The sequence below is a fragment of the Nonomuraea montanisoli genome (assembly GCF_013363975.1).
Taxonomy (GTDB): domain Bacteria; phylum Actinomycetota; class Actinomycetes; order Streptosporangiales; family Streptosporangiaceae; genus Nonomuraea; species Nonomuraea montanisoli.
This window is the reverse complement of the sequence record NZ_JABWGN010000008.1, coordinates 373,097-399,829: the sequence shown is the minus strand read 5'-3', so window position 1 is coordinate 399,829 and position 26,733 is coordinate 373,097. Positions and strand designations below refer to the sequence as shown.

At 73.2% G+C, this 26,733-nt stretch carries 21 protein-coding genes; 13 read left to right on the top strand and 8 right to left on the bottom strand.

Features of this window, described 5'->3' with window-relative positions; all coding sequences use genetic code 11:
• Positions 1 to 103: 103 nt before the first annotated feature.
• The 4 genes from HTZ77_RS22675 to HTZ77_RS22660 all read right to left on the bottom strand — a co-directional run bounded on the left by HTZ77_RS22675 (position 104) and on the right by HTZ77_RS22660 (position 3,485).
• Entirely contained in the window at positions 104 to 880 is a 777-nt protein-coding gene (locus HTZ77_RS22675) for a hypothetical protein (protein WP_175591649.1), read from the bottom strand.
• Positions 877 to 2,100 (bottom strand): NRAMP family divalent metal transporter, encoded by a 1,224-nt coding sequence (locus tag HTZ77_RS22670; protein WP_175591648.1) that lies wholly within the window; start codon positions 2,098 to 2,100, stop codon positions 877 to 879. The genes HTZ77_RS22675 and HTZ77_RS22670 overlap by 4 nt, the downstream gene beginning before the upstream one ends.
• 16 nt (positions 2,101 to 2,116) lie before the next feature.
• Positions 2,117 to 2,527 (bottom strand): hypothetical protein, encoded by a 411-nt coding sequence (locus HTZ77_RS22665; protein ID WP_175591647.1) that lies wholly within the window; start codon positions 2,525 to 2,527, stop codon positions 2,117 to 2,119.
• Between the two features lie 133 nt (positions 2,528 to 2,660).
• The gene (locus tag HTZ77_RS22660) at positions 2,661 to 3,485 is read right to left on the bottom strand and encodes an oxidoreductase (protein WP_175591646.1); all 825 of its coding nucleotides are present in this window, start codon (positions 3,483 to 3,485) and stop codon (positions 2,661 to 2,663) included.
• 254 nt (positions 3,486 to 3,739) lie between these two features.
• Between HTZ77_RS22660 and HTZ77_RS22655 the strand changes: the two genes are divergently transcribed.
• The 7 genes from HTZ77_RS22655 (at position 3,740) to HTZ77_RS22620 (ending at position 11,601) form a co-directional block, all read left to right on the top strand.
• Positions 3,740 to 4,900 (top strand): sialidase family protein, encoded by a 1,161-nt coding sequence (locus tag HTZ77_RS22655; protein ID WP_175591645.1) that lies wholly within the window; start codon positions 3,740 to 3,742, stop codon positions 4,898 to 4,900.
• Positions 4,901 to 4,990: 90 nt separating this feature from the next.
• On the top strand, positions 4,991 to 5,758 hold the full coding sequence (locus tag HTZ77_RS22650) for an SDR family NAD(P)-dependent oxidoreductase (protein WP_175591644.1): 768 nt from the start codon (positions 4,991 to 4,993) through the stop codon (positions 5,756 to 5,758).
• 42 nt (positions 5,759 to 5,800) lie between these two features.
• Positions 5,801 to 6,940, top strand: a complete 1,140-nt coding sequence (locus HTZ77_RS22645; RefSeq protein ID WP_205303050.1) for an L-talarate/galactarate dehydratase — start codon at positions 5,801 to 5,803, stop codon at positions 6,938 to 6,940.
• The gene (locus HTZ77_RS22640) at positions 6,937 to 7,608 is read left to right on the top strand and encodes a FadR/GntR family transcriptional regulator (protein ID WP_175591642.1); all 672 of its coding nucleotides are present in this window, start codon (positions 6,937 to 6,939) and stop codon (positions 7,606 to 7,608) included. Before HTZ77_RS22645 ends, HTZ77_RS22640 begins: the two co-directional genes overlap by 4 nt.
• Positions 7,609 to 7,907: 299 nt before the next feature.
• Complete coding sequence (locus HTZ77_RS45390) at positions 7,908 to 9,206, top strand: GNAT family N-acetyltransferase (protein ID WP_205303047.1); 1,299 nt, start codon at positions 7,908 to 7,910, stop codon at positions 9,204 to 9,206.
• A gap of 560 nt (positions 9,207 to 9,766) precedes the next feature.
• Positions 9,767 to 10,696, top strand: coding sequence for an NmrA/HSCARG family protein (locus HTZ77_RS46470; protein WP_175591641.1), 930 nt, complete (start codon positions 9,767 to 9,769; stop codon positions 10,694 to 10,696).
• Between the two features lie 23 nt (positions 10,697 to 10,719).
• Positions 10,720 to 11,601: a TIGR03620 family F420-dependent LLM class oxidoreductase gene (locus HTZ77_RS22620; RefSeq protein ID WP_175591640.1), complete on the top strand. Its 882-nt coding sequence runs from the start codon at positions 10,720 to 10,722 to the stop codon at positions 11,599 to 11,601.
• A 37-nt stretch (positions 11,602 to 11,638) separates the two neighbouring features.
• Here the strand turns inward: HTZ77_RS22620 and HTZ77_RS22615 are convergent, their stop codons facing one another.
• Complete coding sequence (locus HTZ77_RS22615; RefSeq protein ID WP_175591639.1) at positions 11,639 to 12,559, bottom strand: phosphotransferase family protein; 921 nt, start codon at positions 12,557 to 12,559, stop codon at positions 11,639 to 11,641.
• 136 nt (positions 12,560 to 12,695) lie between these two features.
• On the opposite strand from HTZ77_RS22615, the gene HTZ77_RS22610 reads away from it, so the two are divergent.
• Together HTZ77_RS22610 and katG are read left to right on the top strand one after the other, a co-directional pair.
• The gene (locus HTZ77_RS22610; protein WP_175591638.1) at positions 12,696 to 13,124 is read left to right on the top strand and encodes a Fur family transcriptional regulator; all 429 of its coding nucleotides are present in this window, start codon (positions 12,696 to 12,698) and stop codon (positions 13,122 to 13,124) included.
• 23 nt (positions 13,125 to 13,147) lie between these two features.
• Positions 13,148 to 15,424, top strand: a complete 2,277-nt coding sequence (gene katG / locus HTZ77_RS22605) for a catalase/peroxidase HPI (protein ID WP_175591637.1) — start codon at positions 13,148 to 13,150, stop codon at positions 15,422 to 15,424.
• A 178-nt stretch (positions 15,425 to 15,602) separates the two neighbouring features.
• Here katG and HTZ77_RS22600 read toward each other — a convergent pair whose 3' ends face one another.
• On the bottom strand, positions 15,603 to 16,397 hold the full coding sequence (locus tag HTZ77_RS22600; RefSeq protein ID WP_175591636.1) for a DUF6461 domain-containing protein: 795 nt from the start codon (positions 16,395 to 16,397) through the stop codon (positions 15,603 to 15,605).
• 31 nt (positions 16,398 to 16,428) lie between these two features.
• Between HTZ77_RS22600 and HTZ77_RS46460 the strand changes: the two genes are divergently transcribed.
• Positions 16,429 to 17,031 carry an ATP-binding cassette domain-containing protein gene (locus HTZ77_RS46460; protein ID WP_328808707.1) on the top strand — a complete coding sequence of 201 codons (603 nt, stop codon included), beginning with the start codon at positions 16,429 to 16,431 and terminating at the stop codon, positions 17,029 to 17,031.
• Positions 17,032 to 17,086: 55 nt separating this feature from the next.
• Here the strand turns inward: HTZ77_RS46460 and HTZ77_RS22590 are convergent, their stop codons facing one another.
• A complete protein-coding gene (locus HTZ77_RS22590) occupies positions 17,087 to 20,197 on the bottom strand; it encodes a S8 family peptidase (protein ID WP_175591635.1) in 3,111 nt (1,036 codons plus the stop codon).
• A gap of 210 nt (positions 20,198 to 20,407) precedes the next feature.
• Here HTZ77_RS22590 and HTZ77_RS22585 point away from each other — a divergent pair, with 210 nt between their 5' ends.
• The 3 genes from HTZ77_RS22585 to HTZ77_RS22570 all read left to right on the top strand — a co-directional run bounded on the left by HTZ77_RS22585 (position 20,408) and on the right by HTZ77_RS22570 (position 25,806).
• On the top strand, positions 20,408 to 23,593 hold the full coding sequence (locus HTZ77_RS22585) for an NACHT domain-containing protein (RefSeq protein ID WP_175591634.1): 3,186 nt from the start codon (positions 20,408 to 20,410) through the stop codon (positions 23,591 to 23,593).
• 106 nt (positions 23,594 to 23,699) lie between these two features.
• Complete coding sequence (locus tag HTZ77_RS22580) at positions 23,700 to 24,530, top strand: TetR family transcriptional regulator (RefSeq protein WP_235994962.1); 831 nt, start codon at positions 23,700 to 23,702, stop codon at positions 24,528 to 24,530.
• Position 24,531: 1 nt separating this feature from the next.
• Positions 24,532 to 25,806, top strand: coding sequence for a cytochrome P450 (locus HTZ77_RS22570; protein WP_175591633.1), 1,275 nt, complete (start codon positions 24,532 to 24,534; stop codon positions 25,804 to 25,806).
• 45 nt (positions 25,807 to 25,851) lie between these two features.
• On the opposite strand, the gene HTZ77_RS22565 is transcribed toward HTZ77_RS22570, so the two are convergent.
• Entirely contained in the window at positions 25,852 to 26,628 is a 777-nt protein-coding gene (locus tag HTZ77_RS22565) for an SDR family NAD(P)-dependent oxidoreductase (protein ID WP_205303226.1), read from the bottom strand.
• Positions 26,629 to 26,733 lie beyond the last annotated feature (105 nt).

Below are 26,733 nucleotides of genomic sequence, written 5' to 3'. Positions count from 1 at the left end.
CCGCCTCCCCTCTCCGGGTTGTCCCCGTACGTCCCACGCTAGGAGTGTCCGCGGGGCCCGGTCGACCGGCCGGTGCCCTCGGGGGGCCCAAGAGTTGGTGAGGCTATCTGCGGCGCGGATCGGGCTCGTACAGGTCGGTGAGCGGAGCCAGCCGGGAGGCCGGGACGTTCAGCCGGAACCCGTCCGGCCCGGAGGTCTCCACCTGGTCCCAGGCCACCAGCCTGGCGGCGGCGAACCGGCCGCGGATGAGGGCGCTGACCAGCTTCGGGGCCCGGCCTCCCGGGCCGCGCTCGTACCCGAACAGGCGGGAGTGCCAGTGGGGCACCACGATCAGTTCGGCGACGGTGAACGCCTGCTGCACCTCCATCAGCAGCGGGCCGTCCTGGCGCAGCCGGACGTCGGCCACGTTCCCGACGAGTGTCCCGTCCTCGTCGAGCACCGGCTTGTCGAGGTAGGCCCCCAGCCGCGCGGCCGGGGACCGCTCGTGGCGGGCGGGCTGCTCCCGTGACGCCTCCTCCGTACCGCTGCCGGGGATCCTGGCGATGATGTTCTGCCTGGTCCAGGTCTCCAGCGCGGGCTCCTCCGGATCGCCGCCCACCTCGACGGCGCTGCCGAGCTCGGTGAGCAGGTGCATGGGGATGCGCCACGGCTCCGGGCGCTCCTGCGGGCTGAGGAGCTCGGCGGCCGCGACCATGAGCCGGCCCGGCACGCCGCCGATGCGGGGGCCGAGCGCCAGCGGGCCGGCCAGGATGGCGGTCACGTAGGGCGGGTCGCCGGTCAGCTCCAGGTCGTCCACCTTGCAGACGAGCCTGCCGGAGGAGGCGCGCACCACCTGCCGGTCGAGCAGGTGCAGTCCGGCGTGGATCTCTCTGGCTCTCATTGCCCCGCCTTCGTCGCGAGCATCAGCGGGATCGCCGCCACGGCGACCACCGAGAGGAGCACCATGTAGAAGGTGCCGAGGGCATTGGTGAACCTGCCGTTGACATGGTCGCCCATGTAGTCGGGATCGTTGGCGATCATCAGGACGGGCAGGTACGTCAGCGGCAGCGCCGCGGCCGAGAACACCAGCGAGTACTCCGTGACCATGATCGGGTCGACGGTGGTGAGGATGAGCGCGGCGGCCAGGACGACCGTCACCAGCAGCACCGTGTGGAACCGGGCGGCCTCGACGGGCCGCACCAGCTTGCCCCACTGCCAGCCGAAGTACTGGCTGATCGAGTAGCCGCACGACAGCGCGGTCTCCAGGGTGGCGCCGAACGTGGCCGCGAACACGCCGAGGATGACCAGCGCGAGCCCGATCTTGCCCAGGCCCAGGCCGACCGGCAGCATCATCTGGCCCAGCGTCTCGACCTCGGCCTGCACCGGCAGGAACACGGTGGCCGCGCACGCCGCGATGGCCAGGGACAGCAGACCGCCGAGCGGGAAGCCGACGAACACATTGGCGCGGGCGACCGACAGGTCCTCGCGCGTCCACTTCTCCTCCACGCCGCCGGAGGAGAAGAAGAACACCTCGTACGGCGTCATCGCTGCGCCGAGCAGGGCCACGGCGTAGTACCAGTAGGTCGGCGCGCCCTCGGCCTGCGGCGGCGAGGTGAGCTGGCCGGCCAGCTCGCCCCAGTCCGGCCCGAGCGCCCACAGCGCCACCGCGAACACCACGAGCACCAGCCCGAGGAGCCCGAAGACGCGTTCCATGTTCTCGAACTTGACCCGCCACATCACCAGCCAGGCCACGAACGCCACGCCCGGCACCCACAGCAGGTAGTTGACGCCGGTGGCCAGCTCCAGGGCGAGCGACGCGCCGCCGATCTCGGCGGCGAGCGTGAGCAGGCTGACGAAGAAGGACGCCCCGAGGTTGACGACGCCGGCCCTCGGGCCCAGCCGTTCGCGGACGAGGTCGAAGACGGGCCGCCCCGAGACGGCGGCGATGCGGCCGGACATCTCGGCGAACAGGCAGATCCCGACGACCCCGACCACGACCACCCAGGCCAGCGACATGCCGAACCGCGCGCCCACCAGGGCGTTGGCCACGAGGTCGCCGATGTCGACGAAGCCGCCGATGGCGGTGAGGATGCCGAGCGTGACGGCGAACGCCTTCTTCACCGCAGCTCCCCGGCCTTCACTGCAGCTCCCCGGCGAGCTTCTCCAGCCGCGCCGCCGCCTGCCGCGGCTGCTCGATCCCGCCCCGCCGGATCTGGATGAGCAGCGAGTCGAGCTCGTCCTCGGCCTGCTGCACCTTCTCCAGCGTGCGGTCGCGCACCTGGTCGGAGGCGTCGGAGGGCGGCTGCACGCCGCCGAACTGCTGCGCGACGTTGCCGAGGTCCACCGCCGCGTCGGTCAGCACGGTCTTGAGGTACGGCTTGTGGAGGTCGTCGGAGTGCTGGACGGCCAGCCGCGCCATCTCCACGAGGGAGTGCGCCGTCTTGGTCGTCTCCTGTGCCTTGAGCTCGTAGTCGTGGTCGTCCCAGGCCGGGCTCACGCATCCGCCGAGCGTCACCACCAGCGCGACGGCGGCCAGGAGGACCCTCATGCCCGCCCGCGCAGCAGGAAGTAGGTCAGCACACCGAGCAGCGCGATCAACTGCCCCCAGGCCATGAGCAACACCAGCCCCTCGTCGGTCATGGAGGCAGGCTGCCCTCAGCGCGCGATCATAGTCCCGCCGGTCAGTCAAGCCGGGTGTCGCGGCTCACCTTCTCCCAGGTGGCGATCTCGGCGCGGACGGAGTCGAGGTGGCCCACGATGGCGTCCACGGCGTCGTCGCCCAGGGGCAGCCGCAGCGGGGTGTCCTCGGTCTCCAGCGCCGCGAGGACGGCCGCCGCGGCCTTGGCCGGATCGCCCGGCTGTGTGCCGTCGCCGGACTCGGCCATCCGCCGCGTCGGGCCGACCGTGCCGTCGTAGGCGTCGATCGGCTCGCTGGTGCTGATCTTGGCGAACAGGGGGGTGCGGAAGGCGCCGGGCTCCACGATCAGCACCTTGATCCCCAGCGGGCCGACCTCCTGCGCGAGTGCCTCCGACATCCCCTCCAGCGCGAACTTCGTGGCGCTGTACGCGGAGAAGCCGGCGAACGACAGCTGTCCGCCCATGCTGCTGAACTGCACGATCGCGCCGGAGCGACGGGCGCGCATGTGCGGCAGCACGGCCCGCGTCAGCGCGGCGGGACCGAACACGTGCACCTCGAACAGGCCGCGCAGTTCGGCGTCGGTGGTCTCCTCGACCGCGCCGACGTGGCTGCGGCCCGCGTTGTTGACCAGCACGTCGATCCGCCCGTGGCGGTCCACCGCGTCGCGTACCGTCGCGTCGATCGCGGCCATGTCGGTCACGTCCAGGGGCAGCGCCTCGACCTGCCCGGGGTGCGCCGCCACCAGGTCGTCCAGCGCCGCCACGCGGCGGGCGGTGGCGACGACCACGTCCCCGGCGGCGACGGCCGCCTCGGTGATCGCCCGGCCGAACCCGCTGCCGGCGCCCGTGACCAGCCAGACCTTGTCCATCACGATCCCCCTCCGGGTGGTTCTCCCCAGGTGACCCACCCTGCCTGGAGGCCGGGGCGCATGTCCAAGACCTGCCGCCGAGAAGCTGCACGTCAATCCCCACGTTGGAGCGCGCCCCTCCCCCGCGCGGGAGTTCACGCGTCCCCCGTGCGGGAGTTCACGCGCGCGTTCCCCGGCGGCCATCCGGTGGCCGCGCGCCGCGGCGATCATGCTGGGTCCACGCGAGGAGAAGCCGCGACAGGAGAGGGACGCCCATGCCCGCCCATCCCACCTCCGTGCCGAACCAGGCCGGCACGCCCGCCTCCGTGCCGAACCAGGCCGGCACGGCCACCTCCGTGCCGTACCGGGCCGGCACCGAGGGCTACCACACCTTCCGCATCCCCGCCGCCGTGGTGACCCCGGCGGGCACGGTGCTCGCCTTCGCCGAGGGGCGCCGCGACTCCGCCGGCGACGCGGGCCGCATCGACCTGGTGCTCAGGCGTTCGTCCGACGGGGGCGCCACGTGGGGACCGCTCCAGGTGGTGGCGCGCGAGCCGCGCGGCGGGACCGCCGGCAACCCCGCCCCGGTCGTCACGCGCGACGGCCGCGTCGTGCTCGTCCACGTGCGCAACGCCGCCTCCGCCACCGAGGAGCGGATCCGCCGCGGCCAGGTCGCCGCCGCCGACGGGCGCCGCGTGTACGTCCAGACGAGCCAGGACGACGGGACGACCTGGTCGGAGCCGCGCGAGATCACCTCAGCGGTCAAGAAGCCGGAGTGGCGCTGGTACGCCACCGGGCCCGGTCACGCCGTCGAGCTGCGGCAGGGGCCGGCCGCCGGCCGGATCGTGGTGCCCGCCAACCACTCGATCCCGCCCGCCGGCGCCGACAACGGCACGGAGGGCAAGTACAACGGCGGGCACGCGCTGCTGAGCGACGACGGCGGGCGTTCCTGGAGCATCGGGTACATCGACGACAGGCCCGACGGATACGTCAACGTCAACGAGACGACGGCCGCGGAGCTGCCCGGCGGCCGCCTCTACCTCAACTGCCGCACCGACTCCACCGCGCCCGGGACCCGCGCCGACGCGTACTCGGCCGACGGCGGGCGCACGCTGGAGCGGCCGTTCCGCCCGCAGGCCGGGGTGGTGTGCCCGGTCGTGGAGTGCAGCGTCCTGGCCTGGGACGATCCCCGCGTGCTGCTGCTGTCCGGCCCGGGCTCCCCGGACGCGCGGGCCGTGATGACCGTGCGGGTCAGCCACGACGACGGCGTCACCTGGCGCACCGCGTACACGGTGTCGGGGCTGCCGGCGGCCTACTCCGACCTGGTGCGCGTGGACGCCGGCACGGTCGGGCTGCTGTTCGAGACCGGCGACTTCTCCGCGTACGAGACCATCGCCTTCCGGCGCGTGCCGATCGCCGATCTGCGGGGAACGTGAGCCCCGCTCCATTGTGGAGATCGTCCCAGGGGAGTGATCATTGCCTCGGCGGCCGGGGACGGCCCGGCCGGTCGAGCGAAGGAGTCCCCCATGGACACCGCCACGGGTCTGCGCGGCAGGAGCGTCATCGTCACCGGAGCCGGCTCGGGCATCGGCCGCGCGGCTGCCCTGCGCTTCGCGGCCGAGGGGGCGAACGTGCTGATCGCGGACCTGGACGGCGAGCGGGCCCGGGCCGTGGTCGCCGAGGTCGAGGCCGCCGGGGGCACCGCGGTCAGCGTGGTCGGCGACCTCGGCGACCGGACGGTCGTGCAGCGGGTGGTGGCGACGGCGGTGGAGGCGTTCGGCGGCATCGACGTGCTGGTGAACAACGCGGGCGTCATGGACCGCATGTCCGCGGCCGGCGACACCGGCGACGAGGAGTGGGAGACGGTGCTGCGGGTCAACCTGACCGCGCCGTTCCTGCTGACGCGGGCGGCCCTGCCGTACCTCATGGCCTCGGGGTCCGGGGCGATCGTCAACACCGCGTCGGAGGCGGCGCTGCGCGGCAGCGCGGCCGGCGCCGCCTACACCGTCTCCAAGCACGGCATCGCCGGGCTGACCAAGTCGCTGGCCGTGATGTACCGGGACAAGGGGGTGCGGGCCAACGCCGTCGCCCCGGGCGGCACCGCCACCAACATCCGGGTCGAGATCGACCAGGAGGCGCTCGGCCCGTCGGTCGTCATGTCGTACCTGGCCAACGCGGGCCGCGTCTGCGACCCGGACGAGCAGGCCGCGGCGATCGTCTTCCTCGCCTCCCCCGCCGCGGCCAACGTCAACGGCGTGATCCTCGCGGTGGACAACGGGTGGTCCGCCGTCTAGCCCCACTCGTACGACGACATGGTGACTTGTACGATGACTCCTATGACCTCCCCCTCCGACCGCATCACCCGGGTGCGGCTGTCGTCCGTCACCCTCCCCCTCGACACCCCCGTCAGCGACGCCAAGGTGCTCACCGGGCGGCAGCGGCCGATGACCGAGATCGCGTTCCTGTTCGCCGAGATCGGGGCGGAGAGCGGTCACCAGGGCTTCGGGTTCGGCTACTCCAAGCGCGCCGGCGGCCCCGGGCAGTACGCCCACGCCCGGGAGATCGCCCCCGACCTGCTCGGCGAGGACCCCAGCGACATCGCCCGCCTGTGGGACAAGCTCGTCTGGGCGGGGGCGTCCGTCGGCCGCAGCGGCCTGGCCACGCAGGCCGTCGCCGCCCTCGACATCGCCCTGTGGGACCTCAAGGCCCGGCGCGCCGGCCTCTCCCTCGCCAAGCTCCTCGGCGCCCACCGCGACTCGGTGCGCTGCTACAACACCTCCGGCGGGTTCCTGCACGCGCCCGTCGAGCAGGTCCTCGACAACGCCACCGCCGCCCTGGAGCGCGGCATCGGCGGCATCAAGATCAAGGTCGGGCATCCGGACGCGCGGGTGGACCTGGCCCGCGTCACCGCCGTGCGCGAGCACCTCGGCGACGCCGTCCCGCTCATGGTGGACGCCAACCAGCAGTGGGACCGCCCCACCGCGCAGCGGCTCGGCCGGGCGCTGGAGCCGTACGGGCTGGTCTGGATCGAGGAGCCACTGGACGCCTACGACAGCGCCGGCCACGCGGCCCTGGCCGCCTCGCTCGACACGCCGATCGCGACCGGCGAGATGCTGACCAGCGTCGCCGAGCACGCCGAGCTCATCCGGGCGGGCGCCGCCGACGTCGTCCAGCCCGACGCGCCGCGCATCGGCGGCATCACCCCGTTCCTGCGCCTGGCCGGCCTGGCCGAGCACGCCCGGCTCCAGCTCGCCCCGCACTTCGCCATGGAGATCCACGTGCACCTCGCCGCGGCGTACGCGCTGGAGCCGTGGGTGGAGCACTTCGAGTGGCTGGAGCCGCTGTTCGAGGAGCGGCTGGAGATCCGCGACGGCCGCATGCTGGTGCCGGCGCGGCCCGGTCTCGGCGTCACCCCGAGCGAGCAGGCCCGCGAGTGGACCACCGACCAGTGCGAGTTCGGCGGCGGCAGCCGATGACGAGTCGTACGCAGCGCCTGGTCGACACCCTGACGGCGCGCATCCGGGAAGGCGTCGTGCGTCCCGGCGAGCGGCTGCCGACCGAGAGCAGCCTGGTCGAGACGTACGGCGTGAGCAGGACCGTCGTGCGCGAGGCGATCTCCCGGTTGCAGGCGGCCGGCCTGGTCGAGACGCACCACGGGCGGGGCACCTTCGTCCTCGCCCGCCCCTCCACGGCCCGTTTCCCGGCCGGCCCCCGGGGAGAGGTCACGCTGGAGGACGTGACGGGGCTGCTGGAGTTCCGGACAGCGTTCGAGGTGGAGGCCGCCGCGCTGGCCGCCCGCCGCCGCACGGACGCGCACCTGACCGGCCTGCGCGAGGCGCTGGACGCGTTCGCGGGCGCCGCGGACCACCCGAGTGCGGCGGTCAACGCCGACTACCGCTTCCACCTGCGCGTCGCCCTCGCGACGGGCAACCATCACTTCGCCGACCTCGTCTCCTCGCTCGGCCCGTCCATGATCGTCGTCCCGCAGGAGCGCCTGGACCCGGGTGATCGGTTCGCGGGGATCGTGGCGGAGCACGAGAACATCTACGCGGCGATCGCGCGCGGCGACGCGGACGCGGCCCGCGCGGCCGCCCGCGTCCACCTCGCCAACAGCCGCGCCCGCCTCCTCCAGCCGGAACCATGACCGAAACCTGAACCCGGTCCGGGACCAGGGCCGGGCCCCGGACCGGGACTGGGACCCGGCCCCGGACCGGGACTGGGACCCGGCCCCGGCCCCGGACCGGGACTGGGACCCGGCCCCGGCCCCGGACCGGGACTGGGACTGGGACTGGGACCCGGACCGGGGCCTGGACCTGCCGCGGGGCCTGAACCTGGAGCGGCGCTTGGGCCTGGAGCGGGACCCGGACCCGGAGCGGGACCCGGACCTGGGGGCGTCTGAAAATTGGGTGGCGCGGTTTTTCGGCGCCCGGCGAGACTCGTCGCGTGCGACAGGAACTCACATCGCCCGACGCCGCCGTGACGTTGTCCCCGCTGACCATGGACGACGCGCAGGCGCACCTGGCGGGCGAGGACGCCGAGCTGGTCCGCTATCTCAACGGCGGCCCCGGCACCCCCGCCACGGTCGAGGCGCACCTGCGGCGGTGCGAGGAGCAGTGGCGGACCGGCGGGCCGGTCCACGCGTTCGGCGTGCGCATCGGCACACCCCCGGTGCTGGCCGGGACGATCGAGGTGCAGTTCGACCGGCCGTATCTCCCCGAGGGGCAGGTCAACCTCGCCTACGGGCTCTACCCGCGGTGGCGGGGACACGGCATCGCCACGCGGGCCGTCGAGCTGGCCTGCCTGCACGCGGCGTCGACCGGCGCCACCGTCGCCGTCATCAGGGTCGAGCCGGAGAACGCCGCCTCGGCGGCCGTGGCCGTACGGGCCGGATTCGCCCACGCCGGGCGAGGCGAGGACGGCTTCGACCGCTACACGCGGCCGCTCGCCACCACGAACCTCGTCGAGCACTACACGAGGGAGACCTCTGAGGGCACCCGCCTGACCAGGTCGCCGCACGGCATGCTGGAGTACCGGCGGACCCAGGAGCTGCTGCGGCGGGCGTTGATGCCCCCTCCGGCGCGCGTCCTCGACGTCGGCGGGGGCACGGGCGTGCACGCGCGGTGGCTCGCCGCGGACGGCTACGAGGTGCACCTGGTCGACCCGGTGCCCGCGCACGTCAAGGCCGCGGCGGCCCTGCCCGGCGTCACCGCCGAGGTGGGTGACGCCCGGCGGTTGCGCGCACCGGACGGGAGCGCGGACGTCGTCCTGCTGCTCGGCCCGCTCTACCACCTGACCGAGGCGGCCGACCGGGCGCGGGCGCTCGCCGAAGCGCGCCGGGTGCTGCGCCCGGGGGGCCTCGTGGTGGCGGCCGCCATCAGCCGCTACCTGTCGCTCCTGGAGGCCGGCACGACCGGGAGGCTCACCGACGACATGACCTCCGCGGTGCGGCACCTGATCGCCACCGGCGACTACGACGGGCATCTCGGCTTCCTGCCCACCCGGTTCCACACCGCGGCGGGCCTGCGGGCCGAGCTGGAGAGCGTGGGGCTGAGCGACGTGGACGTCTACGGGGTCGAAGGACCCGCCTGGCCCGCGCTGGACGTGGCCGGGGAAGGAGAGTTCGACCGGCTCGTGGAGGCGGCGCTCCGGTGCGCCCGCATCGCCGAGCAGGATCCTCTGGTGATCAACACCAGCGCCCATCTCCTCGCCGTCGCACGCGTCTGCTGGCCGGTCGCACGCTGAAGGACTGCCGTCCCGCCTCGCACACGCACGGACTGCCGCCCCGCGCCCCACACCGAGGACCGCCCTCGCACGCCCAAGAACCGCCGCCCCGCGCCCCACACCGAGGACCGCCCTCGCACGCCCAAGAACCGCCTCCCCACACCCACGCCGAAATCTGCGCAGGGCCAGCGGCATGTTGACGACCGGGCTCGGCAGCACCGCGAGCGCGTCGGGCGCCCGGGTGGCGCGCTCCGGCTCCGGCTCCAGGACCGCCCACACCACGCCGCCGCAGAACAGGAACAGCGCGAAGCACCCGTCGAGGACGACGGGGTGGACGGCGTCGAGCCGCCGCGGGAGCGACGCGGTGTCACCAGGCACCGTCGGATGGTAGCTCCGGGCCTGGTCACGGCACATCAACCCAGGGTTTGACGTGGACTACCGCGAAAGACGACACCACCGTCGCCCGCACGCGTCACCACTGACGACTTGCTAAGTGGGGTGGCCCTCCATATCATCGCAGACGTCAAACGGAGGGGCACCCCACTTAATCGCCCCGCTTGCGCGCAGAGGAAGAAGAGACAGTGACACTGACGAACAAGACCGTCGTGGTGGTCGGGGCCACGGGCCTGCAGGGCAGGGCCGTGACCAGGCATCTGCTGCACGACGGCTGGCGGGTGCGGGCGCTCACCCGCGACCCGGACGGCGCCCATGCCCGGGCGTTGGCGCGGGCCGGCGCCGAGCTCGTACGGGCGCGGATGGAGGACGCCGACTCCCTGACCGCCGCCGCCGAGGGCGCCTGGGGGCTGTTCAGCGTTCAGCCCACGGTCGGCTCGCCCGGCACCGCGCAGGACTTCACCACCGAGGACGAGGTGCGCTGGGGCGTGAACGTCGCCGAGGCCGCGCGCGCCGCCGGTGTCGGGCACCTGGTGTTCAGCTCGGTCGCCGGCGCGGACCGGCACCCGAGCGAGAAGGTCCCGGCGAACCTGGTCAGCAAGTGGCGGATCGAGCGGCGCGTCGCCGAGCTCGGCCTGCCCGCGACGATCCTGCGGCCGGTCTCCTTCATGGAGAACTTCACCGGCGGCTACGCGCTGCGCGACGGAACCCTGTCCACCGGGGTCGCACCGGACACCGTCCAGCAGCTCATGGCCGTCGACGACGTCGGCGCCGTCACCGCGCTGGCCTTCGCCCGGCCGGGTGAATGGATCGGGCGGGCGGTCTCCCTGGCCGCCGACGAGCTCACGCCGGTCCAGGTCGCCGAGGCCATCGGGACGGCGCTGGGGATCTCGCTGCCCTATGTCCGGATCCCCATCGAGGTGATCCGGAGCGTGAGCGAGGACTTCGCGTACGCCATGCAGTGGCTCGACGAGTACGGCTATCGTGCGGACATCGCCGCCACCCGGCGGATCCTCCCGGCCGCGATGGACTTCTCCACCTGGCTGGCGCGCACGGGCGCGGCCCAGATCTCCGCGTTCCTGGACGCCGCACGCCCCGCCGGACAGGGGACGCGGTGAGAACCCGCCGGACAGGAGACGCGGTGCGGGCCCGCACCCCTGCCCTCGGCCGGGTCGGGATCTGGGCGGGGGACTTCGACGCGCTCCCCGCGGCCGACGTCCGCAGGGCCGCGGCCGCGATCGAGGACCTCGGCTACGGCGCCCTGTGGATCCCCGAGACCACCGGACGCGAGGCCGTCGCGCAGGCCGCGCTCCTGCTGGCGGGCACCCGGCGGATCACCGTGGCCGCCGGCATGACCGACGTCCACGCGCGCGACGCGGTCACGGCCGCCGCCGCGCAACGCACCCTGGAGGAGGCCTTCCCCGGACGGTTCCTGCTCGGCCTGTGGGAGGGCCACCCGAGCCTGGCCGAGGACGTACGCGGACACCGCTTCGGACCACCCCTGGCCACCATGCGCTCCTACCTCGACGCGCTCGACTCCGCCCCGTTCGGGCCGCCCGGCACGACGGCGTCACCCCATCGCGTCCTTTCCGCCCTGGACCCCGGCATGCTCGCCCTCGCGGCCGGGCGCGCGTGGGGTGCGACCGTGCTGGGCATGCCCGTGGAGTACACCCGCACCGCCCGCGAGACGCTCGGAGGCGACCGCCTCCTGGCCGTCACCCAGTTGTGCGTGCTCGGCGACGATCGCGCGCGCACCGCCGAGCGGGCCCGCGCGACGGCCGCGGCCGCCCTGCCCAATCGCCGCGACCTGCTGCGCGGGCTGGGACACCCCACCCCGGACGCGTGCGACGAGCGGCTCGTCGAGGCAATCGTCGCCCACGGCCGCGCCGAGGACGTCGCCCACCGCGTCCGGCGGCACCTGGACGCCGGAGCCGACCATGTCAGCCTGCACGTCGTGACCGCCGAACCCCGTACCGCGCCGACCCGGCAGTGGGAACGACTCGCCGCGCACCTGCTCGCCTGATCCCCCGCCGGCGATGCCGCCGACCGGCGCCACCGGATCAGGCCAAGGAGTCCCAGGGAGCCGGTGGAGCGGAGGCGAAGAAGCGGAGCAGGCCCAGCAGCCGGCCGGCCGGCGGGGCGGTCCAGTGGCGTTCGCCGGGGCGCGGCGCCGGATCCGCCAGGCGTCCGAGCGCCCAGGTGAGATGGAACCACAGCACACGGGCCTCCCAGGCCGAGGTCCGCTCACCGCTTTCCCACCGGTAGCCGTCGAGCATGGCCGGGACGCCGGTCAGGGGAATCTTGGCGAAGTCCGTGGCGGGATCGGCCCACTGGGCGTCGCCCCAGTCCACGATCCCGTCGAGCCGCGCCGTCTCCGGGGAGACGAGCAGGTTCTGCGGAGCGATGTCGCCGTGGACCAGGACCATCGGAGGGTCCGCGGGGAGGTGCGCCGAGAGCCGGTCGAACCAGCCCGTGAGCCAGCGGGCGTGCTCGGCGTCGATCCAGCCCTCCTTGAGGAGGCGGTGGGTGAGCGCCCAGGGGTCCGCGGCGCCGTCCACGGGGAGTGCGGCAAGGGCGGGGGCGGTGGCTGGGGACAGCCGATGCAGCTTGGCCAGCTCCCGCCCCACCTGGCGGAGGACATGGTCCGTGGCGGCGGAGGGCAGGTCCAGCTCCGCGAGGTCGGCGCCGCGCGCCCGGGTGAGCACCATGTACGGCACCTCCACCACCGAGCAGGTGTCGTCGAAGGCGACGACCTCCGGAGTGCGCACCCCCGCGCGCCGGGCGGCGGGGATGACCGCGGCCTCCTTGACCAGGTCGGGCAGGAACCGCTCGGTCCGCGGGACGCGCAGGACCAGGTCGTCCCCGAGCAGGAAGACCCGGTTGGCCACTCCCGCCGGGAGGGGGCGGATCCGCCCGGCGGCGCTCCCGTGCCGTCCGGCGATGGCGGCCAGGGTCTCGTGGCTCGGCTCGTATTCCGGCATGGTGCCGCATGCTGGCACCGACGGCCGGGAGCCGCCTCCCCTTTTCCGGCGAGGCCGGACAGGTCCTGTCCGAATCCTCCTGATTCCGGGCGTGCCAAACTTGAACTATTCCAGATTAGAGGTCTATGTTGGCCGTATGGCGTCCGAGTTCGAGGCGCGATTACGAGCGGTCTCGTTGCGTGTGACCCGGCCGCGGCTGGCAGTGCTGGCCGCGCTGCACGATCATGCGCACGTCGACACCGACACGGTGATCGCCCTGGTGAGGGCCGAGCTTCCCAGGGTGTCCCACCAGGCGGTGTACGACGTGCTGCGTGCGCTGACCGACGCCGGTCTGGTGCGGCGCATCGAGCCCGCCGGTACGAGCGCCCGCTACGAGGCACGGGTGGGGGACAACCACCACCATGTCGTGTGCCGTTCCTGCGGTGCGATCGCGGACGTCGACTGCGCCGTCGGCCACGCTCCCTGTCTCACCGCCTCGGACGACCAGGGCTTCATGATCGACGAGGCGGAGGTCGTCTACTGGGGCACCTGCCCCGACTGCGCGACCAGACGCATTGACCAGTGATCCGGAAGTTCGGAAGGAATCAGATGAGCGACAACCAGGACAACGCCCCCTCCAGCGCGCAGGGAGTGGACCAGAAGGCGGCGGCCGGCTGCCCGGTCGCGCACGACTCCGTGACCGCGCACGGCAGTGAGAGCGAGAACCCGGCCATCGACTCGCCGACTCCGAAGACCGGCGGCCGTCCGCACACGAACCGGGACTGGTGGCCCAACCAGCTCGACCTCTCCGTGCTGCGCGCGCACTCGTCCAAGGGCAACCCCCTGGGAGAGGGCTTCAGCTACGCCAAGGAGCTGGCGAAGCTCGACGTCGAGGCTCTGAAGCGGGACATCATCGAGGTGCTCACCACCTCGCAGGACTGGTGGCCGGCCGACTTCGGCCACTACGGCGGTCTCATGATCCGGATGAGCTGGCACGCGGCGGGCACCTATCGCATCCACGACGGCCGCGGCGGTGCGGGCGACGGCGCCCAGCGTTTCGCCCCGCTCAACAGCTGGCCCGACAACGCCAACCTCGACAAGGCCCGCCGGCTGCTGTGGCCGGTCAAGCAGAAGTACGGCCAGCAGATCTCGTGGGCCGACCTGCTCGTGCTCGCCGGCAACGTCGCCCTGGAGTCGATGGGGTTCAAGACCTTCGGCTTCGGCTTCGGCCGCGAGGACGTCTGGGAGCCGGAGGAGATCTTCTGGGGCCCGGAGGACGCCTGGCTCGGCGACGAGCGCTACGTCACCGACACCGAGATGGCGCCGAACGTCGGCGCGACCGAGATGGGTCTCATCTACGTCAACCCGGAGGGTCCCCGCGGCAACGCCGACCCGGCCGCGGCGGCGCACTTCATCCGCGAGACCTTCGCCCGGATGGCGATGAACGACGAGGAGACCGTCGCGCTCATCGCCGGCGGCCACACGTTCGGCAAGACCCACGGCGCCGGCATCGCGGACGACCACGTGGGGCCGGAGCCCGAGGGCGCACCGCTGGAGGCGCAGGGCCTGGGCTGGCTGAGCACCCACGGCACCGGCAAGGGGAGTGACACGATCACCAGCGGTCTCGAGGTGACGTGGACCGACCGGCCGACGCAGTGGAGCAACCGGTTCTTCGAGATCCTCTTCGGCTACGAGTGGGAGCTCACCACGAGCCCCGGCGGCGCCAAGCAGTGGGTCGCGAAGGACGCCGAGGCGATCATCCCGGACGCCCACGACCCGTCGAAGAAGCACAAGCCGACCATGCTCACGACCGACCTGTCGCTGCGCGTGGACCCGGCGTACAACAAGATCTCCCGCCGGTTCCTGGAGAACCCCGACGAGCTCGCGCTGGCCTTCGCCAAGGCCTGGTACAAGCTGCTGCACCGCGACATGGGCCCGGTCAGCCGCTTCCTCGGGCCGTGGGTCCCCGAGCCGCAACTGTGGCAGGACCCGGTGCCGGCCGTCGACCACGAACTCGTGAGCGACGCCGAGGTCGCCTCGCTCAAGACGAAGGTCCTGGAGTCCGGCCTCACGACCGCCCAGCTCGTGTCCACGGCCTGGGCCTCCGCCGCGAGCTTCCGGTCCACCGACAAGCGCGGCGGCGCCAACGGCGCCCGGATCCGTCTCGAACCGCAGCGCGGCTGGGAGGTCAACCAGCCCGAGCAGCTCGCGACGGTCCTGGACACCCTCGAGGGCATCCGGCGCGAGTTCAACGAGGCCGGCGGCGCGAAGATCTCGCTCGCCGACCTGATCGTGCTGGCCGGTTCGGCCGCCGTGGAGAAGGCGGCGCGCGAGGCCGGGGTGACCGTGACGGTGCCGTTCCACCCGGGGCGCACCGACGCCACGCAGGAGCAGACCGACGTCGAGTCCTTCGGGGTGCTCGAGCCGCGGGCCGACGGGTTCCGCAACTACCTGCGTACCGGCGAGAAGACCCAGCCGGAGGTGCTGCTCGTCGACCGTGCCTACATGCTCAACCTGACCCCGCCCGAGATGACCGTCCTCATCGGCGGCCTGCGCTCCCTGGGAGCCAACTACGGCGGTACGCAGCACGGCGTGCTCACCGACCGGCCCGGCGTGCTCACCAACGACTTCTTCACCAACCTGCTCTCTCCGGGCACCCGGTGGAAGGCGTCGGAGTCCGAGGAGCACGTGTACGAGATCCGCGACGTGGCCACCGACGAGGTGAAGTGGACGGCCACCGTGGTCGACCTCGTCTTCGGCTCGAACTCGCAGCTGCGGGCCCTCGCGGAGGTCTACGCCAGCCAGGACGCCCGCGACAAGTTCGTGAGCGACTTCGTCGCGGCCTGGACCAAGGTCATGGAGCTCGACCGGTTCGACCTCGCCTGACCTGTCTCCGCCCGCCGAGCCCGGCCGAGCCATCGTTCTCGGCCGGGCTCGTCCGGGCGGCACCTGCGCCGGCAGGGCACGCGTCGATGAGCCCCCACTGGCGCAGAGGCATCGCGATGACCAGCCCGACACTCATGTCGGGCAGGGTGCCGAGATCGTGAAGGGTGGTCAAGGCAGATCAGCGGAGGGCGCCGGGTATGGCCGCGCCCAGGACGGGGCGGCGAAGGTGCTGTGGGCTCATCATGACGCCGGTGATGCGCCCGGCCAGCGCAAGGGCCGCCGGGACGGGATTGTCGACGCTGTCGCCGGCGGCCGGATCGATGCCCAGGTCGCGGAGGTGGCGGTTGAGCCGGTCGGGATCCGCGCCCTGCCTGTCCACGGGGAACCCCGGGTTGAGGTCGGTGATGAGCCGGCCGTCGGCGGCATAGGTGACGTGGTGCTGAGCGTAGTCGTGCCGGTGCACCGCCACGGCCTCGCCGCCGCCGCGTGACAGGGCGCTCAGAGTCTCCCCCTGCGCGCCCCGCCAACCGCAGTCCTCGATCGCGACGGTCCAGTCCCCGATCCGCCTCACGGTGATGATCGCGGGTCCTTCCGGCAGGGAGTGGTCCCCGTCTCCGATCAGCCGGATGTCCGCGTCCGCGGCGCCCAGCCGGCGCAGCACCTCGTGCTCGTCGAGCCCGCGGACATGGACGATCGTGTAGATGTCCCCGAGCAGGCTGTCCGTCTGCCACGCGTGGTCCTCCGGCGACGCGCCGGGGGTCCTCGCGGTGGCGTGGACCATCTCGAACGTCCTTGCCTGCTCGTGGACCTCGGGATGGGCGGCGAAGAAGGCATCGATGATCTCCGGCGCGAGGCGGCCACGCTCGCTGACGGGATGGCCCCGCGCCTTCGCCCAGGTACGGATGCGGCGGTCGGTGTCACGTCCGTGCGCCCGGTGAGTGACGCGGAGGGGGGTGAAGTCGGCATCGGACATGATCAGAAACTACCGACAGACGCACGTCTCAATGGACGCGGCCGCGCGGGCTGCTCGGGCCGACGACATCGTGGCGGCGCTGCCCGACGGCTACGACACCGTGCTGTCCAGGACGCATGCGGACGACGGTGAGCGGGCCGGCGTGACGCTGTCCGGCGGGCAGTGGCAGCGGGTGGCCCTGGCCCGCTGCCTGATGCGCACCGACGCCGAGTTGATCGTGCTCGACGAGCCGACCTCGGGGCTGGACGCCGAGGGTGAGCACCGCGTGCACAGCACCCTGCGCCGGCACACGGCGAGTACGCCCGGCTGTTCCGCCTCCAGGCCGGCGGCTACGCCGGCGCCCTCGGTGCGGCGAGGTGATCGTGTTCCGGGTGGCGGACGAGCGACTGCCGCACCGGATCAAGCGGGTCGCCGCGTCGCCGGAGACCCGCTGCCGGACTGGCTCGTCCCCACACTGCCGGATCTGTCACACGTGCCGGCCGGGCATGTCGCGGTGGTCGGCGACAACACCCGCTCGCAGGACTCCCGCCATCTGGGGCTGATCGACTGCCGCGGCATCGTCGGCACCGTTCCCTGTGCGTCGCCTCGGTCGACCAGCCGGGGCGAGGGCCGAGAACCACGTCCGGCGCTCTGACCGGCGAGGCGGGAAGGGCCCTGCTCCCCTGGCCCTTCCCGCTGTTCCGGTCGGGTCAGCTGACGGCGTAGGCGCGGATAGCGGTCTGCTTGACGGTCGTCCCCGACGTGTCGGTCGCCGTGACCCTCAGGGACACGAATCCGGGCGTGCGCGGGTTGGGTACGGCGGCCGTCCAGCCGGCGCCGGTCGGGACGCTCGGCAACGGGTGCCAGTTCGCGCCGTCGTCCGAGGACATCTCGAGCTTGAGCGACGTCACCTTGGCTTGGGGAGCGCCGGGGTTGCGCTCCACCCGGACGGGCATCCTGGTCACCGTGCCGGGGCGGGCGCGGTTGAACGAGTCGAGACCGGCCGGGGAGTAGCGGACCGCGATCAGCGGAAGGGGCTTCGCCTCGGGCGTGTTCGCGGATGTGAACGTCCAGACGGACTCCACACTCGACGACAGCGCCGTGTGCGGCGCCTGCCTGCGCATCGAGGTGGTGAGCGTGTATGCGGCCCGCTGCGAAGGCAGCGCGGCGGTGAGCACGCAGGGCTTGCGCTGGCAGCCGGCCAGCGCGGCCTCGGCGATCGTCCGGCCGTCACGGGCGAGGGTCGCGGTGCCGGTGGCGGCGTCGTCCGCGCCGGTCCTCCCCTCGGCGCCGTCCGCGAAGAGGCGGCCGGCGTCGAAGGAGAGCTCGTCGCCCGTGCGGGTCCCGTTCGGTTGCGCGAACGAGGGGCCGGTGACGGCGGCGCTCCACACCTCGGTGGTGCGGCCGAGCTTGATGACCTTGCCGGCGTCCCACACCCGCGACGTGCCGGTGACCCAGGCGCTGTTCCAGGCGAGGCCGGGAGTGCGGTAGTAGGTCGCGGTGCCGGGGAGCGTCACGTCCTGCTGGAGCGTCGCGTACAGGTCGCCGCCCGGCGTGTCGTCGAATCTGGGGGTGAAGTACGGCCGCCCCTGCGCCGCGACACCGGAAGCGAGGAACGTCGCCTTCACCTCCGCCAGTTCCGCGCGCTCGACCCGTTGCCCCATGTCCGCCGGGAGCCCGCCGGTGCGGCGGTCGACGAGGTCATAGAGGGAGCCGTTCGTGGAGTCCCAGACGGACCTCAGCTGGTAGCGCAGCTCGGCATCGCGCGTGGGGACGGCGTAGAGCTCGCGGGTGGGGTCGAGGCCGGGAGCCCGCCAGGCGATCGACCACTTGCCGGACCCCACGGTGAAGTCGACGACTTCCCTGGGCGTGGCCGTGGGGTCGTCGACGGTGAAGCTCGCCGGCCGGCCCTGGCGGGCGTCCAGCGCGACCTGCTGGTCGCCGTCCTCGATCAGGACGGTGGTGTGGCTGATCGTCGTCGAGCCGGACTCGTTGATGTCGGCGTACAGGTTCCAGCGTCCCTTCGGCAGCCGGATCCTGGCCGTGCCGTCCTGGAACACCGGCATCCGGGTGGCGCCGGTCTCGGGGTCGTAGAGCTGGGCGAAGACGTAAGGGGCACCGCCCTCCCTGCCGACGGTGGAGAGGGTCAGGTCGTACGACTCCGGCTCGACGTACGCCCCGGCCAGGGTACGGATCTCGCCCTGGCCCGAGACGGCGGTGACGGCGCCGGGGTAGTCGCCCGGGCCCTTGCCGGTGGCGTCGATGGTCAGCGTGACCGACGCCGTGCCGCCGGCGGGCACCTCGAGGCGTCGCGCGGACAGCTTCAGCACGTCACTGCCCTGCGTACCGAGGTCCACGGTGACGGCGGCGTCGCCGGAGTTCGTGTACGTGATCGTCTTGGTCGAGACGCGCTCCGCCGCGCCGCCCCAGGGGAAGGCGGCCCACACGTTGGCGGGCTCGGCCACGACCTGCTGGGCCAGGGCCCGTACGAGGTCGACCCGGCCGGCGCCCTGGTCGTACGGCTTGGCGCTCGGCGTGGGGAGGGCGCTGCCCATGAGGGCGGCCTTGAGCTGCCGGCCGGTCCAGCCGGGGTGGCGCTGAGCCATGATCGCCGCGGCTCCGGCCACGTGGGGTGCGGCCATCGAGGTGCCGCTGTACTCCACGTGCGTGCCGCCCGCCTGGGCGGCCATGATGGCCACACCGGGGGCCGTGAGGTCCGGCTTGATCGCATGGTCGCCCTCGCGGGGGCCCCTGCTGGAGAAGCCGGCGACCCGGTCGTCGTCGTCGACCGCGCCGACCGTCAAGGCGGCGTCGGCGCTGCCGGGGCTGGACACCGGGCTCTGGGTGCCGCTGTTCCCCGCGGCGACGACGAACAGCGTGCCGGTCCGCTCGGACAGCGTGTTCACCGCCTGTTCGAAGGGATCCAGCTCCGGGGTGTCCGGGCCCCCCAGGCTGAGGTTGACGACCTTGGCCTTGACCTCGGTCGCGGCCCACTCCATCCCCGCCAGGATCGCGGAGTCCTGGGCGCCGAACCGGCCGCCGACCTTGCCTACGGCGAGTTGCGCGCCGGGGGCCACTCCCCGGTACTGCTCGCCGGCTCCGGCCACGATGGAGGCCACGTGAGTGCCGTGCCCGAGGTTGTCGCGGATATCGGGCTCGTCGGAGAAGTTCCGTTCGTGGGCGACCACGCCCTTGAGGTCGGGGTGATCGGGGTCGTAGCCGGAGTCGAGCACGGCCACCGTGACGCCCTTGCCGGTCATGCCCTGCTTCCAGGCCTCGGTGGCGCCGATCTGCTTGACGCTCTTGTCGAGGCTCCACGGGCGCAGGCCGTCCAGCCACAGCTTGGCCTTGCCCGCCGCCAGCGCCCGGGCGCCGCCGCCGGTCAGGTCCTTCCAGGTCTGGACGGCGCCCTTCTTCGAGACCCGGAGCGTGGACATGCCGAGCCCCGGGAGCCGCCGTGCCCCCGGTACGTCCACGGACTGGACGATCATGGGGATGTCGGGCCGGTCGGCGTCGCCGTAACGCCATTGCAGGAGTTGCGTCACGTCGAACAGCCGCGGATCCAGGACCCCCTGGGCGAGCAGCGGGCGGGCGTCGAACGGGATCACATGCAGGTGGCCCTCGATCACCTGCCGGGCGAATCCCGTCTGCCTGCCTGGACCGGGTTCCACCTGCACGCCGCCGCCGGTGACCACGACGCGGTCGCCCGTGATCAGAGTGACGGCGCCGGACGGCGTGGCGGGCGCCGGCCGGTCCGGCGGCGGCGCCACGGTGATCGTGCCGGCGAGAAGCGCGGCCGCGAGAATGCCGCCTAAGCTCATGTGCTGCCTCCCTCAAGAGGTGATCTTGAATGCGGCAGCGACCATACTTCTTTCAACGTAGTATGGTCAATGCTTGCAGGTCTCCGGCGCGACTGTCTGGACGCAGCGAAGATGACGGTGAGAGCCGCTCCCCGCGAATACCCGTTCGCTTGAGCCGGGGGCAGGGTCAACCCTCTCGTCATCCGGCCGTCCCGGCCACAGAATGTGATCGTGAATCCCAGGAGCCGGAAGGTGTCGCCGGTCACGCTCGTGATCATCCCGGTGGCGATCGGTCTTGTCGGCAACCTCTGGACCAGCACCGTGGCGGTGGACGCGTGGTGGTTCGGCCCGCTCACCGCGTTGATCGTGGCCGTGCTCGTGGTCTGGGCGATCCGGATCGAGCTGGTGCGCTCGCGCCCGGCCCCCGTCGAGGAGGCCGCCCTGCTCCGGCAGGCGGCCGAGTCGCTGCGCCTCGCGGTGACGCGTCAGTGGGTGGCCGAGTCGAAGGTGCTGTCGCTGGCCAATCCGCGGCCGATGCCCGTGCGCTGGAACCTCACGGCTGAGCCGCGTTTCGTCCCCGGCTCCGGCGGCGTGACCGTCTCCGGAGAGGTGACCTGGTCGGGGTCGGCCGACGATGTCGACGCGCTGGCGGAGTCCTACCGCGCGCTGCCGGGCGGGCGGCTGATCATCCTGGGCGAGGCCGGGGCCGGGAAGACGACGCTCGCCATTCAGCTCCTGCTCAGCCTGGCCGAGGACACCGAGGACACCGAGGGCCCGGTGCCCGTGCTGGTGTCGGCGGCCGGGTGGGATCCGGCGGTCCATCCGGACTTCGCCGGCTGGTTCGCCGCCCGTCTCGATCAGGGATACGGCTGGCTGCGCGACTTCGGCCCCGACACCGCCGCGAACCTCTTCACCGACGCCCGCGTCATCCCGGTCCTGGACGGGCTGGACGAGGTTCCCGCCGACGTCCGCCCGCTGATCCTGACGGCACTGAACGCCGCCCTCGCGCGGCGGAACCGGCTGATCATCACCTGCCGCCGGCGCGAATACGGCGAGGCGGTGCGGGCGGGGCAGACCATCAGCGACAGCGCGGTGATCGAGGCCGAGCCGATGCCGGGCGCCGCGGCGGCCGGCTACCTCTCGGCCGTGATCGGCCGGACGGTCCCCGAACCGGGCTGGCAGGACGTCATCGCCCACCTCGAAGGCGGGGCGCGCGGCCCGCTCGCGGAGACGGCGGCCAACCCGCTGGGCCTGTGGCTGCTGCGCACCGTCTACGCCGACGCCCGGGAATCCCCTGAGGCGCTGCTCGACACGGAGCGGTTCCCCACGGCGTCCGCGCTGCGGGCGCATCTGTTCGACCGGCTGATTCCGACCGCGATCGCCGTCCGCCCGTGGACGTCGCGCCCCGAGACCGACCTGTTCCGCCCGCGCCGACCCTACACTCCCGAGCAGGTCACCCAGTGGCTGGGAAACCTCGCCGTGCTGCTCGACCACACACCGAACCCGGAGCGGAAGGTCGGCCGGGCGAGCCTCGGCAGCCGCGACTTCGCCTGGTGGCGGCTGGGGGCGGGCGTGCTGATCCACCGGCCGCCAGGGCCGTTCGGCTACCTCGGCATGGTGCTGAGCAGCGTCCTGTGGGCGGTGGCGGTCGGGCAGCTCGCCCTCGGCGCCCCGCTCGGGTGGGCTCTGACGGCGGCGGTGATCGTCCTCACCGAATACCAGGAGGGGCCCGCGGGCGATCACTGGTCGTGGGAGCGCGATCTGCCGGGGTCGGCCGACGTCGGGATCCGCGGCCGGCTCGGCCGGCTGCTCCAGCAGATCAGGTCGAAGGCCGTGCCGGCCGTCCTGGTGTTCGCGGTGTGCGGCGGGCTGCTCTCGGGGCTGCACGTGCTGGCGCTGATACTCGGCGCGGGCGGCCTCCCGTTCACGCCTGCGCTCCTCGTCCTGTACGGTCTGACCTTCGCCCTCAGCCTGCTCAACGACGCCGTGACGACGTGGATGGACGGCGACGCGGCAGGCGGGCCGATGGACCAGTGGCGGGCCGACCGGCGGCTCACGTTCACCCGCGCCGCGGCCGGGGCGGTGACGGGGGCGGCGATCGGCGGCGTCTTCGCGGCGATCGCCCGGCCGGAGTCGGCCGTCGTGGTCACCGCCTTGACGGCGGCGGCGGGCGCCCTCTCCGCCTTCGTCGGCGGGACCAGGCACGCGTGGCCGGTGTACCTCATCGCGTCGGCGCGGCTCGCTCGCCGCGGCCGCCTGCCCCGCCGCCTGATGGAGTTCCTGGACGACGCCCACCGGCTCGGCCTGCTGCGCGTGGTCGGACCGGTCTACCAGTTCCGCCACGCCGAGTTCCATGACCACCTCTCAGCCCGCCTCCGCCCGGCGCCGCCTCCGCGCGCGGCCCGGCCGCCGACAGCCGTGGTGACGATGCCCCCGCGGGGGGACCCGGCCGATCTGCGGCCCGTCCGCGTCCAGACGTTCGAGGGCTTCAAAGAGATCCTGGACGTCGCCTTCCTGCCCGGCGGCGAGAGCCTGGCGCTGACCACGACGGGCCGGACCCACGTGATCGACCTCCACGGAAAGATCCAGCGGACCTTCCGCTACGGCGGCCTGGCTTCGCGCTTCGAGCGTGCCGCGGCCACCCAGGCCCAGGCCGTCCACAGCCCCGACGGCCGGTGGATCGCCGTGGCCGGCGGCACCTTCGACCTGCGCGCCACCGACTGGAGCAACGGGAAGATCTGGATCCTGGACGCGGCGACCGGCGCCCGCCACCGCGAGTTCGTCCACGACGACTGGGTGAACGCGCTCGCCTTCAGCCCCGACGGCGGTCGGATCGCCGGCGGCAGCCAAGCGGGCAGCACCCGGATCTGGGACGTCGCCGACGGGACGGAACTCCTGACGATCGCCCACGTCAGCTGGGTGAACAGCGTGGCCTTCAGCCCCGACGGCACGCTCGTCGCCACCGGGACCTCCGGCCTCTACCGCCCTCAGCACGATCACCGCGCGGCCGAGGTTTGGGACGCCTCCACCGGCGCCGCGCTGCTCCGGTTGCGGGGCGTCGACGCGAGCGGGGTCTCGGAAGGGGTGAACGACGTCGCCTTCAGCCCGGACGGCACGTGGCTGGCCACCGCGGGCGACCGGGTCACCCGGATCTGGGACGTCGCGACCGGCGCCGCCGCACACACCATCCCGGAGGGCTCGCAGAGCCTCGCCTTCAGCTCCGACGGCCTCTTGCTCGCCACGGCCGCCCGGGCCAGCGCCGCGGTCCTCTGGAACACCCGGACCTGGGCCGAACTCCTGCGGATCCCCCAGCCGCACTTCGCGACGAGGGTCGCCTTCGACGCCGACGCATCGCTGCTCGCGACGTGCTGCCGCGGCGGCGTGGTCCAGCTCTGGCGGCTCTGGCCCGGCGCCTAGGACGTGACTCGGTCTTCGCCGGCCCCATTGCGCACTGCCGGACACCGGCGCGACTCGGCGACCCGTCCCTCTTGACGCGTTAAATGAATGATTTTTTAATTCGTTCATGGGGCGCATCCCCGGGGTCACGGCCGCCGAGACGCGCGAGCGCCTGCTGCGCGCCGCCGCCGACGTGTTCGCCCGGCGCGGGTACGACGGCACGCGCGTGGCCGACATCGCCGCCGCCGCGGGCGTCAGCAACGGCGCCCTGTACGCGCACTTCGCCTCGAAGGCCGAGCTGCTCGTCGCGGCGCTGCGCGCCCACGGGCGGCGGCTGCTGGCCGACCTGCTCGCCGCCGACCCCGACCGCTCGGTCACGGACCTGCTGCTCGTCGTCGGCCGGTGGCTGCCCCGGCGCCGCGACCCCGACGGCCATCTCATCGTCGAGGCGCTGGTGGCGGCCCGCCGGGACGAGGAGGTCGCCCGGCCGATGCGCGACTACGTGGGCGAGCGCGCCGACTGGCTCGCCACGCTCGTCCGCGCCGCCCAGCACGGCGGCGAACTGGACCCCGCGCTGTCGCCGGACGCGCTCGCCCACTTCTGCCTCCTGCTGGCGATGGGCAGCGCGCTCGTCACGCCGGACCTGCACGCGGTCGGCGACGAGGAGTGGGCCGCGCTGCTCACCCGGGTCGTGACCGCGCTCGCCCCGCCCGACACCCATCCAGCAACCGAGGAGAGCACCGCGGTGAATGTGCAGATCGACTCCGGGCGCTGCCAGGGGCACGGCCGCTGTTACACGCTGGCCCCCGGCCTGTTCGCGGAGGACGACGAGGGTTACGGCCAGGTCGCCGGCGACGGGGCCGTGCCGCCCGGCGAGGAACGCGCCGCGCGCCTGGCGGCGTCCAACTGTCCTGAACGTGCCATCGACCTCGACACCGACCTGGACGAGGAGGCGTGACATGACAGTCGACGACCGTTTCGCCGAGGACCACCGCGAGCCGCGCGGCGACGCGCCGCTCCAGGGCACGCGGACCGAGCCCGTCATCGGTCCGGTCTCGGACTGGACGACCGACTTCTCCCACATGGAGCCGGAGTGGACGGCCGACCCGTACCCCATCCAGGACGACCTGCGGCGGCGGTGCCCGATCGCGCACACCGGACGCTTCGGCGGCGGGTGGCTGCCGACCCGCTACGAGGACGTCGCGGCCATCGCCTACGACACCGAGCGCTTCTCCTCGCGCTCGGTCGTCATGAGCAACTTCCGGCCGCCCCGGGAGATCGCGCCGGTGGGCGGCGTGCCGCCGATCTCCTCCGACCCGCCGTTCCACCACGACGCGCGCAAGCTGCTGCTCCCCGCGTTCACCAGGACCGCGGTCGCGAAACGGGAGGCGGAGACGCGGGCGTTATGTCATGAGCTGATCGACGCGCTGGAGGGGCGCGACGTCGTGGACGCCGCCCGCGACTACGCCCAGCACATCCCGGCACGGGTCATCGCCGACATGCTGGGCTTCCCCACGGATGACGGGCCGCGCTTCCGCGAGTTCATCGAGAACACCCTCGAAGGGGTCAACCTGCCCCCGGAGGAGCGCATCGAGCGGATGGACAAGGTGTTCGACTACCTGTTCAAACAGATCCGCGACCACGTCGCCCACCCGCGCGACGACCTGACGACGTACCTCATCGAGGCCGAGCTGTACGGCCGCAAGCTCGAACCCTCGCACGTCGCCGGGACGATCGCCCTGCTGCTCATCGCCGGGATCGACACCACCTGGAGCGCGATCGGCGCGTCGCTGTGGCACCTGGCCCGCACGCCCGCCGACCGCGAGCGGCTGGTCGCCGAGCCGGAGCTGCTGCCGACCGCGATGGAGGAGTTCCTGCGGGCGTACGCGCCGGTCACGATGGCCCGCATGGTCAAGGAGGACATGCGCTGGGGCGGCGTCGACATGAAGGCCGACGACTGGGTGCTGCTGTCGTTCCCGGCGGCCAACCGTGACCCGGCGCAGTTCGACCGGGCCGACGAGGTGGTCATCGACCGCGAGGTCAACCGGCACGCCGCCTTCGGGCTCGGCATCCACCGCTGCGTGGGCTCCCACCTCGCCCGCATGGAGCTCCGGCTGGCGCTGGAGGTGTGGCTGGAGCGGGTGCCGGTGTTCGAGCTGGCGGACCCGGCGGCGGTGCACTGGGCGCCGGGCCAGGTCCGCGGGCCGCGCACGCTCCCGCTGCGCGTCGGCTGAGCCACTCGAAGGCCCGCAACGGCCGGGCGGTGACACCGTCCGGCCTCAGTGGACGGACAGGCCACCGTCCACGAAGATCGACTGCCCGGTGACGTACGCGGAGCCGGGCCCGGCCAGGAACACCGCGGCCGCGGCGAAGTCCTCGGCCAGCCCGTTGCGGCCGACCATGGTGCGCGCGGCCAGCTCCGCCACCTTCGCGGGGTCGGACGACAGCCGCGCGTTGAGCGGCGTCATCACGAACCCGGGCACGAGCGTGTTGCTGGTGACGCCGCGCGAGGACCACGCCTCGCCCTGCGAGCGGGCCAGCGACTCCAGTCCGCCCTTGGAGACGCCGTAAACGCCGCTCTGCACGAACGCCCGGTGGGCCTGCTGAGAGCTGACGTGGATGATCCGCCCGTGGCCGCGCTCGGCCATGCCGGGGCCGAACCGCCGGCCGAGCAGGTGGGGCGCCTCCAGGTTGACCGCCATGGTGACGTCCCAGACGTCGTCGGTCATCTCGTCCATGGGCGGGCGCAGGTTGATCCCGGCGCTGTTGACCAGGATATCGGGCTCCCCGTAGACGGCGGCCGCCTCCTCGGCCGCGGCCCGCACGGCGTCGCGCGTGCTCAGGTCCGCGCTGACCCACGCCGCGCGGCAGCCGTCGCCGGTCAGCTCCTCGACCGTGGCGGCCAGCTCCGGCTCACGGCGCGCCACGATCACCACGCTCGCCCCGGCGCGCGCGAGGGCCCCGGCGATGGCCCGGCCGATGCCGGAGCTGCCGCCGGTCACGACGGCGACCCTGCCGTCCAGGGAGAAGAGCTGGGAGAGGTACGTCTGCGACATCACGCCCGCACTCTAGAGGGTGCCCGACCCCTCGCGAGCGGCGGCTCCCCCGCCCGGGCGTGGCGGACACGCCGCGTGGTGCCCGGTGTGCGTCGGCGCCGCGCG